Genomic DNA, 14001 nt, shown 5'->3' with positions numbered 1-14001 from the left:
GGGATATGAAGAAACTGACTCCGGGCCGCAAGCGGCTCATCAACAATTCCATCACCTACGGCATTGTCATTGCCGCCTTTGTGATCCTCCAGCTGTGCAGCGCCGGCGATATGCTCTCCTCCTCTCTGGAAGGTCAGCTGATCCCCATCTGCGCCTACATCGTTATGGCTTTGTCCCTCAACCTGGTGGTAGGTATTTCCGGCGAGCTGAGCCTGGGCCACGCCGGCTTCATGAGCGTGGGCGCCTTCTCCGGCGTGGTGACCGCCATGTCCCTGCAGGAGGCCATTCCCAATGCCGGCCTCCGTCTGGCGGTGGCTATGGTCGTGGGCGCTGTGCTGGCCGGTGTCGCCGGCGTGATTGTGGGCGTGCCTGTGCTCCGTCTGCGGGGCGACTACCTGGCCATCGTGACCCTGGCCTTCGGCGAGATCATCCGCAACATCTTCAACGTGCTCTATGTGGGCGTGGACAAGAACGGCCTCCACTTCTCCCTGGAGAATGAGGCGGCCCTCAACCTGGCCGAGGGTGGCAAGGCCATCCTGAAGGGGCCCATGGGCTTTACCACCAACGTAAAGCTGGCCTCTTTCACCGCCGGCTTTGTGCTGGTGCTCATTGCCCTGACTGTGGTGCTCAACCTGGTGAACAGCCGTTCCGGCCGGGCCATCATGGCCCTGCGGGACAACCGCATCGCCGCTGAGAGCGTGGGCATCGGCGCCACCAAGTACAAGCTGATGGCCTTCGTGACCTCCGCTGTCATGGCGGGCGCCGCCGGCGTGCTCTACGCCATGAACTTCTCCTCCGTGGCTCCCAAGAAGTTTGACTTCAACACCTCCATTCTGGTGCTGGTGTTCGTGGTGCTGGGTGGCATCGGCAACATCCGCGGTTCCATCATTGCCGCCGCCTTCCTCACCTACCTGCCCGAGCTGCTGCGTGCCTTCGATCTGGATGAGTACCGGATGCTGGTGTACGCCATCGTCCTGATCCTGGTGATGATCGCCACCAACAACCCGGTGATGCGCGGCTTCTTCAGCGGCATCAAGGAGAAATTCCGCAAGTCGCCGGAAGAGCCGGCCGAGAAGGGAGGCGTCAGCCATGAGTAAGCCCAAGCGCCCCGAGACCAAGCTGGTGCCTGTGCCCAGCCCCAATATCATCCCCGAGCGCGACATCAAGCAGACTCCCATTCTGGAGTGTCAGCACCTGGGCATCGACTTCGGCGGCCTGACTGCCGTCAACGAGTTCAATATGGCCATCGGCCGTACCGAGATCGCCGGCCTCATCGGCCCCAACGGCGCCGGCAAGACCACCGTGTTCAACCTGCTGACCAAGGTGTATCAGCCCACCCGGGGCACCGTGCTGCTGGACGGCATTGATACCCACAACATGTCCACCGTTCAGGTGAACAAGGCGGGTATTGCCCGTACCTTCCAGAACATCCGCCTGTTTGACAACCTGACGGTGGAGGACAACGTAAAGATCGGCCTGCACAACCATGTGCGCTACCCCATGTGGAGCGGCATTCTCCGTCTGCCCAGCTACTGGAAGAAGGAGAAGCTGGCCCATGAGAGCGCGCTGGAGCTGCTGAGCATCTTTGATATGCAGGATCTGGCCAACGCCAAGGCGGGCAGCCTACCCTACGGCGCCCAGCGCAAGCTGGAGATCGTCCGTGCCCTGGCCACCAACCCCTCCCTGCTGCTGCTGGACGAGCCGGCGGCCGGCATGAACCCCTCCGAGACCGCCGAGCTGATGGACAACATCGTCAAGATCCGGGATACCTTCCACATCGCCATCCTGCTCATTGAGCACGATATGAACCTGGTCATGGGCATCTGCGAGGGCATCTGCGTGCTCAACTTCGGCCAGATCATCGCCAAGGGCACCCCCTCGGAGATCCAGAACAACCCGGAGGTCATCAAGGCCTATCTGGGCGACCAGAAGGAGGTATAAGCCATGGCGGTATTGCTGGATGTCAAGAACATCAACGTGTATTACGGCGCCATCCACGCCGTGAAAGACATCTCCTTCCACGTGGAGGAGGGGGAGATCGTGACCCTCATCGGCGCCAACGGCGCCGGTAAGACCACCACCCTGCAGACCGTCTCCGGCCTGCTCCACACCCGTACCGGCTCCATTGAGTTCATGGGCAAGCCCATCCAGGCCGTGCCGGCCTCCAAGCTGGTAGCCCAGGGCCTGGCCCAGGTGCCCGAAGGCCGCCGGGTGTTCCAGCAGATGACGGTGGAGGAGAACCTGGAGATGGGCGCCTTTACCCAGCCCAACTCCACCATCGCCCCCAACCTGGAGCGGGTGTATGCCCAGTTCCCCCGGCTGAAGGAGCGCCGGAAGCAGGTGGCGGGCACCCTGTCCGGCGGCGAGCAGCAGATGCTGGCCATGGGCCGTGCCCTTATGTCCAATCCCAAGCTGCTCATGCTGGATGAGCCCTCCATGGGCCTGGCCCCCATCCTGGTGGAGCAGATCTTCGACATCATCAAGGAGCTGCACAAGGCGGGCACCACCATCCTGCTGGTGGAGCAGAACGCCCAGATGGCTCTGTCCGTGGCCGACCGCGGCTACGTGCTGGAGACCGGCCGGGTCACCCTCACCGGTCCGGGCAAGGAGCTGCTGGCCGACGAGGCCGTGAAGAAGGCCTACCTGGGCGGCTGAGAAAACCGAACAAAAAGGGAGCGTCCCGTGGGACGCTCCCTTTTTTTCTCTGTATGTCGAAAGATTTAATATTTTTTTGCTTTCTCTCTCTGGAACAGCGTGTTAGAATGAAGCTATAAAATGGACTGCTATGGACTATGACAGGAGGGAGATACAGGAACATGCCAAATTACTACGCGCATCTGAAGTTTGGAGATAAAGTCCTGGGCGGCCTGCCGGCGCCGCTGGCTCAGGCCATCGACCGCGAGCGGGAAGCCTTTGACCTGGGCTGCCTGGGACCCGACCCGCTGTTTTTCTATCAGCCCATCCGCCCCAACGCCGTGCGCCGGGAGGGGGTGCGGATGCACCGCAATTCCGCCCTGCCCGCTGTGGAGCGGCTGCGGCAGGCCATCGAGGCCCAGGTGCCCATGTCGGTGGGCTACGGGGCCGGCTTTTTGTGTCACCTGGCCCTGGACAGCGCCTGCCACGGCTACGTGGACGAGCGCTCCGCCGAGGGCCCCATCTCCCACATGGCCATGGAGGGAGAGTTTGACCGGATGCTCATGGCCGGCGACGGTCTGGACGCCGGCAGTCAGGCCCACCTGCCTGTGCCGCCCCACAAGGGCAGCCAGGTGTGGGATGCCGCCGCCTGCGCCTATGTCCACGCCTCTCCCCGGCAGGTCCGCCGGGCCTACAAGGCCATGAACTTCTATCTGGACTTTTTCGCCCGCTCCTGCGGTACCCGCCGAGGCAGGGTCATCGGGGCGGTGAGCCGGATGCTCCCCATCCAATCCGCCAAGGACGTGGCCCTGAAGGAGACCCCCCATCCCGCCTCCCTGGAGAGCAGCGCCCACCTGGACCGGCTGCTGGAGGGGGCGGTGGACGAGACCACCCGCCAGATCGACGCCTTCTTCCAGGCCATCCGGGAGGAGGCTCCCGTGCCCGCCTGGTTCGACCGGGATTTCAAGGGCACGCCCCAGGCGGGGGAGCAGGGCTGGAACACCGTGCACAGCGGGGCCCTCTCCTGACAATTCTATCAAATAGAACGAATTCGGGCGGCCCTTGTGGCCGCCCGTTTTTTGCTGCTCAGGCAGGGTCCACCGCTTCCAACAGGAAGCTGACCGGGCGGATGCCGTCGGTACAGCATACCACCGAGGTACCCTCATCCCGCTGCCAGGGCGTGTAGGTGGCCCCACAGGACAGGGCGGAAACCGAGCGGTAAATGTCGATCCAGGCCCAGGGACAAAAGCCCTGGGGCATTTCCGCCCCGCCGGCATAGAGAAATACGTCGCCCTCTTCAAAGAAATCGCAGATACATTCCTCTGGCGGCTCCGTCAGATAGCGTCGGACAAGGTCGGGATAGAGCTGCTTGCGCAGGACCGTGATTTTCACCTGTTTCACAGGGACACCTCCCACATTCAGATGGTCCCATTATAAATAAAACATATGCACGAGTCAAGGCGGAGGAGAAGCGGCAGGAAAAATTTTAAAAAAAGGGGATTGACAATATCGGTTAGTTGATGTAAACTCATACTCGCTAAAGAGGTTAGCTTGTGCTAACCAATGATGAAAGGCGGGAGAGCCGCCGCTGGAGGGAGGACCTATGATGCCGCTGACATTGGCAGGCCGGGGGGAACCGGTGACCATCCGCAAGATCACGGGAAAGGATGAGATCCATCAGCACCTGGCTGAGCTTGGTTTTGTAATGGACGCCACGGTCACCGTGGTCAGTGAGATGGGCGGAAACCTGATCGTGCAGGTCAAGGACAGCCGCATCGCCCTGGACCGGAACATGGCCGGACGAATCATGATCTGAGAGGAGCAGAGCAATGAGAACTTTGAAGGACGCCAAGGTGGGGGATACCGTCACGGTGGTACGCCTCCACGGCGAGGGTGCGGTGAAGCGCCGTATCATGGATATGGGCATCACCAAGGGCGTGAACATCCAGATCCGCAAGGTGGCTCCCCTGGGGGACCCCATGGAGCTGAACGTGCGGGGCTACGAGCTCAGTGTGCGCCGCGCCGATGCTGAAATGATCGAGGTGGGGTAATCCACCCTGTGCCGTCGGAGGACGGCCTTTTTTCAGAACAATGGTTAGTGAGAACTAATTGAGAAGGGAGCAAGAAGATGGAGTTGAAGATCGCGCTGGCGGGCAACCCGAACTGCGGTAAGACCACCCTGTTCAATGCCCTGACCGGCTCCAGCCAATACGTGGGCAACTGGCCCGGCGTGACGGTGGAAAAGAAAGAGGGCAAGCTGAAGGGCAACAAGGATGTGATCATCCAGGACCTGCCCGGCATCTATTCCCTGTCCCCCTACACCCTGGAAGAGGTGGTGGCCCGGAACTACCTGGTCAACGAGAAGCCGGACGCCATCCTGAACATTGTGGACGGCACCAACATCGAGCGCAATCTGTACCTCACCACCCAGCTCATCGAGCTGGGCATCCCGGTGGTGGTGGCTGTCAACATGATCGACCTGGTGCGCAAGAACGGGGACGTCATTGACCTGAAGAAGCTGGGCGACGCCCTGGGCTGCCAGGTGGTGGAGATGAGCGCCCTGAAGGGCGAGGGCGGCAAGGAGGCCGCCCAGAAGGCGGTGGAGCTGGCCAAGAGCCACAAGGCCGGCGAGCTGCCCCATGTGTTCACCGGCAGTGTGGAGCACGCCATCGCCCACATCGAGGAGTCCATCGCTGATCTGGTGGATGAGCGGTATCTCCGCTGGTACGCCATCAAGGTCTTCGAGCGGGACGAGAAGGTGCTTGCCTCCCTCAACCTGACCGGCGAGCTGAAGGAGCACCTGGAGGCCCACATCGCCGACTGCGAGCGGGAGCTGGACGACGACGCCGAGAGCATCATCACCAACCAGCGCTACTCCTACATCAGCTCCGTGGTGGGCAAGGCTGTGAAAAAGAAGAAGGCCGCCCACTCTATGACCACCTCCGACAAGATCGACCGCATCGTCACCAACCGCATCCTGGCCCTGCCCATCTTTGTGGCGGTGATGATCCTGGTGTATTCCATTGCCATGGGCGGCAGCGCCTTTGCCATCGGTACCCGGGCTACTGATTGGGCCAACGACGGCCTGTTCGGCGACGGCTGGTTCGTTCCTTTCACCGCCGACGTGGACGCCTGGGAGGAAGACTCCGGCGCCTGGGAGGAGGCCTCCGCCATGATCGCGGGCTATGAAGCCGGCGACAGCGAGGTTTACTTCTACGACGACGAGACCGGCGAGACCACCGTGGTGCCTGTCACCGAGGAGGCCTATCAGGCCGCCCTCCAGGTGTCCGAGCCCGATCCCAACGACTACGGCACCTGGGTACCCGGTATTCCCGTGCTGGTTGAGAATGCCCTGACCAGCTGGAACACCCACCCTGTGGTTCAGACCCTCATCCTGGACGGCATCATCGGCGGCGTGGGCGCGGTGCTGGGTTTTGTGCCCCAGATGCTGGTGCTCTTCCTGCTGCTGGCCCTGCTGGAGGACTGCGGCTACATGGCTCGCGTGGCCTTCATCATGGACCGGATCTTCCGCCGCTTCGGTCTGTCCGGCAAGAGCTTCATCCCCATGCTGGTGGCCACCGGCTGCGGTGTGCCCGGCATCATGGCCTCCCGCACCATTGAGCAGGAGCGGGACCGGCGCATGACCATCATGACCACCGGCTTTATTCCCTGCGGCGCTAAGATGCCCATTATCGCCCTGTTTGCCGGTGCCCTGTTCGGCGGCTCCGCCTGGGTGGCCACCTCCGCCTACTTCATCGGCGTGGCAGCGGTGGTACTCTCCGGCATCATCCTGAAGAAGACAAAGGGCTTTGCCGGCGATCCCGCTCCCTTCGTCATGGAGCTGCCCGCCTACCACGCCCCCGCTGCCGGCAACGTGCTGCGGGCCATGTGGGAACGTGGCTGGTCCTTCATCAAGCGGGCCGGTACCGTCATCCTCCTCTCCTCCGTCATCCTGTGGTTCCTCCAGGGCTTCGGCTTTGTGGACGGCGTGTTCCAGATGGTGGAGGACAACAACGACTCCCTGCTGGCCGCTGTGGGTCACGCGGTGGCCTTTATCTTCGCTCCCCTTGGCTTCGGTACCTGGCAGGCCACCGTGGCGGTGGTCACCGGCCTCATCGCCAAGGAGGAAGTGGTGTCCACCTTTGGCGTGCTCTTCCCGGGCAACCAGACTCTGCAGATCGCCGCCCACTTCACCGCCATCTCCGCTTACTCCTTCATGATCTTCAACCTGCTGTGCGCCCCCTGCTTTGCCGCCATGGGCGCCATCAAGCGGGAGATGAACAGCCCCAAGTGGACCCTGGCCGCCATCGGCTACATGTGCGGCTTCGCCTATGTGATTTCCCTCATCGTCTACCAGATCGGTGGGCTCATCCTGGGCCAGGTGTCCTTCGGTGTGGGCACTGTGGCCGCTCTCATCTGCCTGGTGGGCCTCATCTACCTGCTGGTGCGCAAGAATAAGTACGAGGAATCCGACGTCAACCTGCGGGCGGTGGCCGCCGCCAAGTAAGGCGGCCCGCCCATCCCCATCCAGAAAGGAGCAGTTACTATGCTATCCACCATTCTCATCAGCTTCGCCATTTTTGCGGTGTGCGCGGTCATCGCTTATCGCGGCGTCCAGAACCGGCGTCAGGGCAAGAGCAGCTGCTCCTGCGGCGGCTCTTGCGGGAGCTGCGGATGCTCCGGCCTGTGCCATTCCCACCACGAAGAACCCACCCAGTCCTAAGGAAGGAGCATACCATGGAACTGACCAACACCAACATCCGCTATCTGCTGACCATCTACGACCTGTCCAAGGTCCGGCTGGAGGTATCCTCCAAGGACATTGCCCAGTCTCTGGCGGTCTCCCGCGCGTCGGTTACCAGTATGATGTCCATCCTCATTGACAAGCGTCTGGTGGATAAGGAGCGCTACGGCAAGATCCACCTGACCGGCCCGGGCCAGGATGGACCTGTCCGGGGAGGAGGCACGGAGGGCGGCTTGTGCCGCCGTGTGTCAGCTGCCCCGCCGCTGCTTCGGGTCCGGCTGGCTGGACGCTGTGCCGGCCTGACAAATACAGTTCCCCTCTCTGCCGCCGCCCGCCGGAAGTTCCCGGCGGGCGGCGGCTTTGCCCGGCTGAAATTCATTTTAAGAACCGGGAACCATTGCGCTGGACATTTCGTCTGAAATAAGAGATAATCATGGGTATGAGACGGAACCAACCATACCACTGACGTTTTGGAAGGAGCGATGCGAACATGAAGTGGATGCGAAAGAGCCTGACGCGGCTGCTGTCCGCGGGCACCTGCCTGGCCCTGGTGGCCGGTATGCTGCCCGGAGCCCTGGCGGCCCGACCGAACATGAATTATGAGGTGCGGGCGGACGAGATCCTGAAAATCGAGGACGATACCTTCAACGACTACTGCAGCGATGAGACCGGCTATGGCATGAGCGACATCAGGTTTACTGACCTGCCCGTTTACCGGGAGGGCACCCTCTATTATGAGTATAATTCCAGAGGAGATCAGGAGCAGGTCTGTGAGGGACGGGCGATCGATTACAATGATTTCTATCAGCTGGTGTTTGAACCCAATGAGGATTTTGAGGGCACTGTCTACATCCCCTTTGAGGGCGAGAGCGACAGGGGAACATTTTTCAGCAGGAGCTATAGCGGCACGATAAAGGTCACGGTGACTGCCGCCCGGGGGTCCTCCTCTTCTGACGGCCTGCTGACCTATGAGATCAACGTGAACAAGACGCTGGATCTGAGCAGGGCCGACTTTGATGACTACGTTTATGAGAAACTGCCTTCCGGCACCAAGATCGAGTCCATCAAGTTTACCGATCTGCCATCCTCCAGCAGGGGTACGCTCTACTGCGACTACGGCACCCGGAATGAAGAGGAGGCGGGGGAGAACGTCCGCTATTACGCGGACGCCATTAACAGCCTGACCTTTGTGCCCGCCCGGAACTATGAGGGCACCGTGACCCTGCCCTTCAGCGGCAAGTCGAACGAGAGCGAGAGCTTCACCGGCGAAATGGTCATTTATGTCGGAAAAAGCGCGTCCGCCGAGGGCGACGTGACCTATGATGTGGACAAGAACGACACGGTTACCCTGAACTGGAAGGATTTTGACGCCTATACCATAGACGCGGTGCGGGACAGCATCGCCCAGATCCAGTTTACCAGTCTGCCCTCCTCCGGCAAGGGCGTGTTCTATTACGACTACGATGGCAGAAATCAGGCCAAAGTGGACGAGAGAATGTACAGCTATGATGAGATCAATGACATCACGTTTGTACCCGCCCGCAATTATGAGGGCAGCGTCAGAGTTCCCTTTACCGGAAAAACGGACAACAGGAAGAGCTTCTCCGGCGATCTGGTCATCCGCGTGGGTGACGCCGCCAGCGGCGACGTGACCATCGAGCTCCAGGCCAGCAGCGGCGGCAGCGTGACCTTCCAGTCCGGTACCTTCAACAATGCCTGCTCCAAGGAGACCGGCTCCAACCTGAGCTATGTGAGCTTTGATTTCACCTCCAGCAGCCGCAACGGCTACCTGTACTACAAGTACAACCAGTCCGGCCAGAGCACGGTGGGCAGAGAGAACTATTACCGCTCCTCCACCCCCAGCCTGGACGATGTGACCTTCGTGCCCGGCAGCAGCACCAGCGACACCGTCACCATCCCCTTCAGCGGCAAAGCCACCAACGGCCGGTCTTTTGACGGCCAGGTGAAGATCACCTTCTCCGAGCTGGAGGAGCCCAATGTGATTCTCTACACCACCAACGGCAAGGCGGTGGACTTCAGCGCCGTGGACTTTGTGACGGCCTGCGCTGCCCGGGGCGGTCAGCTGCTGATGTCCGTCCGCTTCCTGTCCCCCACCACCGACGGCGGCCAGCTCTACTACGGCTATGAGAGTCCCGCCAAGTATCAGAGCAAGGTGAACGCCGCCCTGCAGTACTCCCTGGTGGGCAACTACCAGCTCAGTGAGGTCAGCTTCGTGCCCAAGGCGGGCTACACCGGCCTGGTGAGCATCCCCTACCTGGGCACCGACGCTGCAGGCATCACCTTCAGCGGTACTGTCAACGTGATGGTGAGCGCGCCCACCACCAGCCGCTTCAGCGACATGAGCGGCTACAGCTGGGCCATCCCCGCCGTGGAGTTCCTGGCCGAGTACGGCATCACCACCGGCTCCGGCACCGGCTCCACCTACAGCCCCCTGAGCAAGATGACCCGGGGCGACTACATCCTGATGCTGTGCCGGTCCTTCGGCTTCACCTCCACCCAGACCAGCAGCTTCTCCGATGTGCCCACCAACAGCTACTATGCCAGCGCGCTGGCTGCCGCCAAGACCCTGGGCATCGCCACTGCCGACAGCAGCGGCAAGTTCTATCCCACCCAGGCCGTCACCCGTGAGGACGCCATGGTCTTCCTCTACCGGGCCCTGAAGGCGGCCAACCGGGGCGTGGCGGATGCCAGCGATGTGGTGCTGGCCCGCTTCCCCGACAGCGCCTCCGTCAGCGCCTCCGCCCGCACCGCCGTGGCCACCATGGTGCAGGCCGGCGTGATCCAGGGCAACGGCCAGGGCCAGCTCAATCCCAAGGGCACCCTGACCCGGGCTGAGATGGCTACCATTCTCTACCGCGGCGTTACCCTGTAAAGCAGAACCGGAAAGGCCGGGTCCGTAAAGCGGACCCGGCCTTTTTGTGCAAAATATGGCGGTTGGAAGGCTTGATAAAGAGGGATGGGGTATGATATAGTAACATGGTATGATTGTCGGCTGCATCCAGGTGGATGTGGTCGTTTTTTGAGACGAAAGCGGGAGGCGCGTATCCTTTGTTTGACGGACTGCTCTTTGATCTGGATGGGACCCTGTGGGACTCGGTAGACGCCATCTGCCTGTCCTGGAACAGCGTGCTGGAGCGGCGAAATCCCCAGCTGGCGGGACTGGTGACCCGGGAAAATGTCACCGGCTGCATGGGCATGCTGCTGCCCGATATCGTGAAGAAGCTGGTGCCCGATATTCCCAAGGAGGAGATCCGTCCCCTGCTGGATGAGCTGCTGGTGGTGGAAAACGACTACGTGGCCACCCACGGCGGCGTGCTCTATCCCCAGGTGGAGGAGACCCTGGAGTGCCTGTCCCGGGACTATCCCCTGTTCATCGTCAGCAACTGCCAGGCGGGCTACATTGAGGCCTTCTTCCAGGCCCACGGCCTGGGCCAGTTTTTCAAGGACTTTGAAAACCCCGGCCGCACCGGCAAGCCCAAGGGGGACAACATCGCCCTGGTGGTGCAGCGCAACGGCCTGAAAAACCCCCTGTACATCGGCGATACCCAGGGGGATTACAATGCCGCCACCCAGGCGGGGGTGCCCTTCCTCCACGCCGCCTACGGCTTCGGACACATCGACCATGAGGTGCCCCACGTGGACGCCTTCGCGGATCTTCCGGCGGCGGTGGAGCGGCTCAGCCCGCCGTAATCATAGAGACGCCGACCCCTACGGATGGATATTTGACATTTTAACAAGGAGGACATCACCTTGTCACAATACGAATCTGAAATCAAGCGTCGCAGAACCTTTGCGATCATTTCCCACCCCGACGCCGGTAAAACCACCCTGACCGAGAAGTTCCTGCTCTACGGCGGAGCCATCGCCCAGGCCGGACAGGTCAAGGGCAAGAAGAACACCCGTGCCGCCACCTCCGACTGGATGGAGATCGAGAAGCAGCGCGGTATCTCGGTCACCTCCTCCGTCATGCAGTTCCAGTACGAGGGCTACTGCATCAACATCCTGGACACCCCCGGCCACCAGGACTTCTCCGAGGACACCTACCGCACCCTGATGGCCGCCGACTCCGCCGTCATGGTCATCGACGCCGCCAAGGGCGTGGAGGCCCAGACCCGCAAGCTGTTCAAGGTGTGCGCCATGCGGGACATCCCCATCTTCACCTTCATCAACAAGATGGACCGGGAGGCCCGGGACTCCTTTGAGCTGCTGGAAGAGCTGGAGAAGGAGCTGGGCATCGAGACCTACCCCGTCAACTGGCCCATCGGCTGCGGCAAGGATTTTAAGGGCGTGTACGACCGGGGCAGCAAGAAGATCATCCACTTCACCTCCAACGGCGGCGCCAAAGCCGCCACCGCCACCGAGGTGGAGCTGGGCGACCCCAACCTGGATGGCCTCATCGGCCAGCGGCTCCATCAGCAGCTCAACGACGAGATCGAGCTGCTGGACGGCGCCGCCGCCGAGTTTGACCTGGACCGGGTGCGCCACGGCAAGCTGTCCCCCGTGTTCTTCGGCTCCGCCCTCACCAACTTCGGTGTGGAGCCCTTCCTGGAGCACTTCCTCCAGATGACCACCGCCCCCCTGCCCCGGAAGGCGGGCGAGGAGATCATTGACTCCATGGACGACAACTTCTCCGCCTTCGTGTTCAAGATCCAGGCCAACATGAACAAGGCCCACCGGGACCGGATCGCCTTCATGCGCATCGTCTCCGGCAAGTTCGAGGCGGACAAGGAGGTCTACCACGTCCAGGGTGGCAAGAAGATCCGTCTGTCCCGGCCCCAGCAGCTGATGGCGGCCGAGCGGGAGATCATCGAGGAGGCCTACGCCGGCGATATCATCGGCGTATTTGACCCCGGCATCTTCTCCATCGGCGACACCCTGTGCACCGCCTCCAAGAAGTTCAAGTTTGACCCCATCCCCACCTTCGCCCCCGAGCACTTCAAGCGGGTGCGCTCTCTGGACACCATGAAGCGCAAGCAGTTCCTGAAGGGCATGGAGCAGATCGCTCAGGAGGGCGCCATCCAGATCTTCAAGACCCCCTACTCCGGTATGGAGGAGGTCATTGTGGGCGTGGTTGGTACCCTGCAGTTCGACGTGCTGGAGTATCGGCTGAAGAACGAGTACAACGTGGACCTCTACATGGAGGGCCTGCCCTACGAGTACCTGCGGTGGATCGAGACCGAGGACGGCCAGCCGGTGAAGGAGGAGGACCTGAACCTGGGCACCGACACCAAGCTGGTGGAGGACTACAAGGGCAACCAGCTGCTCCTCTTCGGGTCCCAGTGGGCCATCAACTGGACGGAGGAGCGCAACAAGAACCTCACCTTCCACGAGTTCGGCGGCACCAAATTTTGAGTCCCCGGCGGCCCGCGCACACTGCGCGGGCCGCTTTTTCGTTTTTGGCAGAAAACCTGCAAACCATTGGGGCAGAAGAACTCGACCAACAGTCGAGGGAGAAATAGATGCTCTTTTCTTGACTTTTCCCCGCCGGGCGGGTAGGGTGTGTGTCGGGCGGTTCGCCCAAGATCGGAGGTCCTTGCATTGGATGAAAAGAAAACCTTTGGCGCTTACATCCGCCGGAAGCGGGGGGAGGCCGGCCTGACCCAGCGGGAGCTGGCCCAGTCCCTCTATGTGACGGAGTCCTCGGTGAGCAAATGGGAGCGGGGGCTGTCCTACCCCGACGTCTCCCTGGTGCCCGCCATCTGCCGCCTGCTCCACATCTCGGAGCACGAGTTCTTCACCGCCTGCGACGACGATGAGGCGTCCGCCCAGGCCCGGGCGGCGGCGGTGTGGAACAGGGTGGTGAAGGGGACCCGCATCTTCTTTGCGGTTGCCTACCTCACCGCGTTGGTCCCCTGCTTCCTCTGCAACCTGGTCTTTGAGGGGCGGCTGAGCTGGTTCTGGATCGTGCTCTTCTCCCTGGGGATGGCCTTCTGCGTGACCAACCTGCCCTTCCGCCTGAAGAGAAACAAGCTGCCCATCTGCATGGGGGGCCTGTCGGCCTGCCTGCTGTTGCTGCTGTTGGCCTGCTGGGGCGTGACCGGCGGCCCCTGGCTGGGGGGCGGGCTGGCCATCACCGCCGCCGGTCTGGCCCTGCCCTGGGGGCTGTGGGCGGTCAACCGCTTCTATAGCGGACGCCGCCTGCCCGCATTCCTGGCCCTGCTGACGGTGTGGCTTTTCGTGCTGCTGGCGGTGATCTCCCTCACCACCGGAGGAAACTGGCTGCTCCGCCTGGGATATCCCATTGCCGCCTTTGTAATGGCCCTGGTCTGGCTGCTCTTCGTGATCCTCTACTGGTTGCCGGCGGGCCCTTGGCTGAAGGGAGGTCTGGCCACCCTGGAGATCACCTTTGTGCTCCCCCTGGGCAACTGCCTGGGCGCCTGCCTGGTGCCCGAGCAGAAGGTGCCCACCCTGGCCCAGTACTTTGCCTGGCAGGTGCTGATCACCCACGCCGACGTGGGGGGCTTCTCCTGGATCAATGTGCTGATCTTTGCCATCATGCTGCTGGCGGCCCTGGCCCTTGTGGGAGTGGGCGTGGTGCTGGAGCTGCGGCGGCTCCGCCGAAAAAAGAATCGAGTGGAATAAGAAAGAGGCAGACACTATGG

The 14001-nt window shown here is 61.9% G+C and carries 14 protein-coding genes; 13 read left to right on the top strand and 1 reads right to left on the bottom strand.

Features of this window, described 5'->3' with window-relative positions; all coding sequences use genetic code 11:
- Positions 1–5 precede the first annotated feature (5 nt).
- From J9789_RS14290 to J9789_RS14275, 4 genes are all read left to right on the top strand, one after another.
- A complete protein-coding gene (locus J9789_RS14290; RefSeq protein WP_209346368.1) occupies positions 6–1097 on the top strand; it encodes a branched-chain amino acid ABC transporter permease in 1092 nt (363 codons plus the stop codon).
- Positions 1090–1941, top strand: coding sequence for an ABC transporter ATP-binding protein (locus J9789_RS14285; protein ID WP_209346367.1), 852 nt, complete (start codon positions 1090–1092; stop codon positions 1939–1941). The genes J9789_RS14290 and J9789_RS14285 overlap by 8 nt, the downstream gene beginning before the upstream one ends.
- A 12-nt stretch (positions 1942–1953) precedes the next feature.
- Complete coding sequence (locus tag J9789_RS14280) at positions 1954–2655, top strand: ABC transporter ATP-binding protein (RefSeq protein WP_348633703.1); 702 nt, start codon at positions 1954–1956, stop codon at positions 2653–2655.
- 161 nt (positions 2656–2816) lie between these two features.
- Positions 2817–3662: a hypothetical protein gene (locus J9789_RS14275; protein ID WP_209346365.1), complete on the top strand. Its 846-nt coding sequence runs from the start codon at positions 2817–2819 to the stop codon at positions 3660–3662.
- A 58-nt stretch (positions 3663–3720) separates the two neighbouring features.
- Here J9789_RS14275 and J9789_RS14270 read toward each other — a convergent pair whose 3' ends face one another.
- On the bottom strand, positions 3721–4035 hold the full coding sequence (locus J9789_RS14270; protein WP_209346364.1) for a TIGR04076 family protein: 315 nt from the start codon (positions 4033–4035) through the stop codon (positions 3721–3723).
- Between the two features lie 202 nt (positions 4036–4237).
- Here J9789_RS14270 and J9789_RS14265 point away from each other — a divergent pair, with 202 nt between their 5' ends.
- From J9789_RS14265 to J9789_RS14225, 9 genes are all read left to right on the top strand, one after another.
- The gene (locus tag J9789_RS14265; protein ID WP_209346363.1) at positions 4238–4450 is read left to right on the top strand and encodes a FeoA family protein; all 213 of its coding nucleotides are present in this window, start codon (positions 4238–4240) and stop codon (positions 4448–4450) included.
- Positions 4451–4463: 13 nt separating this feature from the next.
- Entirely contained in the window at positions 4464–4685 is a 222-nt protein-coding gene (locus J9789_RS14260; protein ID WP_209346362.1) for a FeoA family protein, read from the top strand.
- A 77-nt stretch (positions 4686–4762) separates the two neighbouring features.
- The gene (locus J9789_RS14255; protein WP_209346361.1) at positions 4763–7141 is read left to right on the top strand and encodes a ferrous iron transporter B; all 2379 of its coding nucleotides are present in this window, start codon (positions 4763–4765) and stop codon (positions 7139–7141) included.
- 39 nt (positions 7142–7180) lie between these two features.
- Positions 7181–7357 carry a FeoB-associated Cys-rich membrane protein gene (locus J9789_RS14250; RefSeq protein ID WP_209346360.1) on the top strand — a complete coding sequence of 59 codons (177 nt, stop codon included), beginning with the start codon at positions 7181–7183 and terminating at the stop codon, positions 7355–7357.
- 14 nt (positions 7358–7371) lie between these two features.
- Positions 7372–7797, top strand: coding sequence for a hypothetical protein (locus tag J9789_RS14245; protein ID WP_245185291.1), 426 nt, complete (start codon positions 7372–7374; stop codon positions 7795–7797).
- Positions 7798–7868: 71 nt separating this feature from the next.
- Entirely contained in the window at positions 7869–10271 is a 2403-nt protein-coding gene (locus J9789_RS14240) for an S-layer homology domain-containing protein (protein WP_209346359.1), read from the top strand.
- Positions 10272–10447: 176 nt separating this feature from the next.
- Positions 10448–11089, top strand: coding sequence for an HAD family hydrolase (locus tag J9789_RS14235; RefSeq protein ID WP_245185290.1), 642 nt, complete (start codon positions 10448–10450; stop codon positions 11087–11089).
- Positions 11090–11149: 60 nt separating this feature from the next.
- Positions 11150–12751, top strand: coding sequence for a peptide chain release factor 3 (locus tag J9789_RS14230; protein ID WP_209346357.1), 1602 nt, complete (start codon positions 11150–11152; stop codon positions 12749–12751).
- Positions 12752–12937: 186 nt separating this feature from the next.
- The gene (locus J9789_RS14225) at positions 12938–13981 is read left to right on the top strand and encodes a helix-turn-helix transcriptional regulator (protein ID WP_209346356.1); all 1044 of its coding nucleotides are present in this window, start codon (positions 12938–12940) and stop codon (positions 13979–13981) included.
- Positions 13982–14001 lie beyond the last annotated feature (20 nt).

It is taken from the genome of Flavonifractor sp. AGMB03687, assembly GCF_017811815.1.
Taxonomy (GTDB): domain Bacteria; phylum Bacillota; class Clostridia; order Oscillospirales; family Oscillospiraceae; genus Flavonifractor.
Note: the sequence above shows the minus strand (reverse complement) of the source record. Positions and strands in the feature narration are given on the sequence as shown.

Excerpts from the sequence above, each read along its gene's own strand:
- J9789_RS14290 (WP_209346368.1), top strand. The coding sequence starts at position 6 with ATGAAGAAACTGACTCCGGGCCGCAAGCGGCTCATCAACAATTCCATC.
- J9789_RS14285 (WP_209346367.1), top strand. The coding sequence starts at position 1,090 with ATGAGTAAGCCCAAGCGCCCCGAGACCAAGCTGGTGCCTGTGCCCAGC.
- J9789_RS14275 (WP_209346365.1), top strand. The coding sequence starts at position 2,817 with ATGCCAAATTACTACGCGCATCTGAAGTTTGGAGATAAAGTCCTGGGC.
- J9789_RS14265 (WP_209346363.1), top strand. The coding sequence starts at position 4,238 with ATGATGCCGCTGACATTGGCAGGCCGGGGGGAACCGGTGACCATCCGC.
- J9789_RS14260 (WP_209346362.1), top strand. The coding sequence starts at position 4,464 with ATGAGAACTTTGAAGGACGCCAAGGTGGGGGATACCGTCACGGTGGTA.
- J9789_RS14255 (WP_209346361.1), top strand. The coding sequence starts at position 4,763 with ATGGAGTTGAAGATCGCGCTGGCGGGCAACCCGAACTGCGGTAAGACC.
- J9789_RS14250 (WP_209346360.1), top strand. The coding sequence starts at position 7,181 with ATGCTATCCACCATTCTCATCAGCTTCGCCATTTTTGCGGTGTGCGCG.
- J9789_RS14245 (WP_245185291.1), top strand. The coding sequence starts at position 7,372 with ATGGAACTGACCAACACCAACATCCGCTATCTGCTGACCATCTACGAC.
- J9789_RS14240 (WP_209346359.1), top strand. The coding sequence starts at position 7,869 with ATGAAGTGGATGCGAAAGAGCCTGACGCGGCTGCTGTCCGCGGGCACC.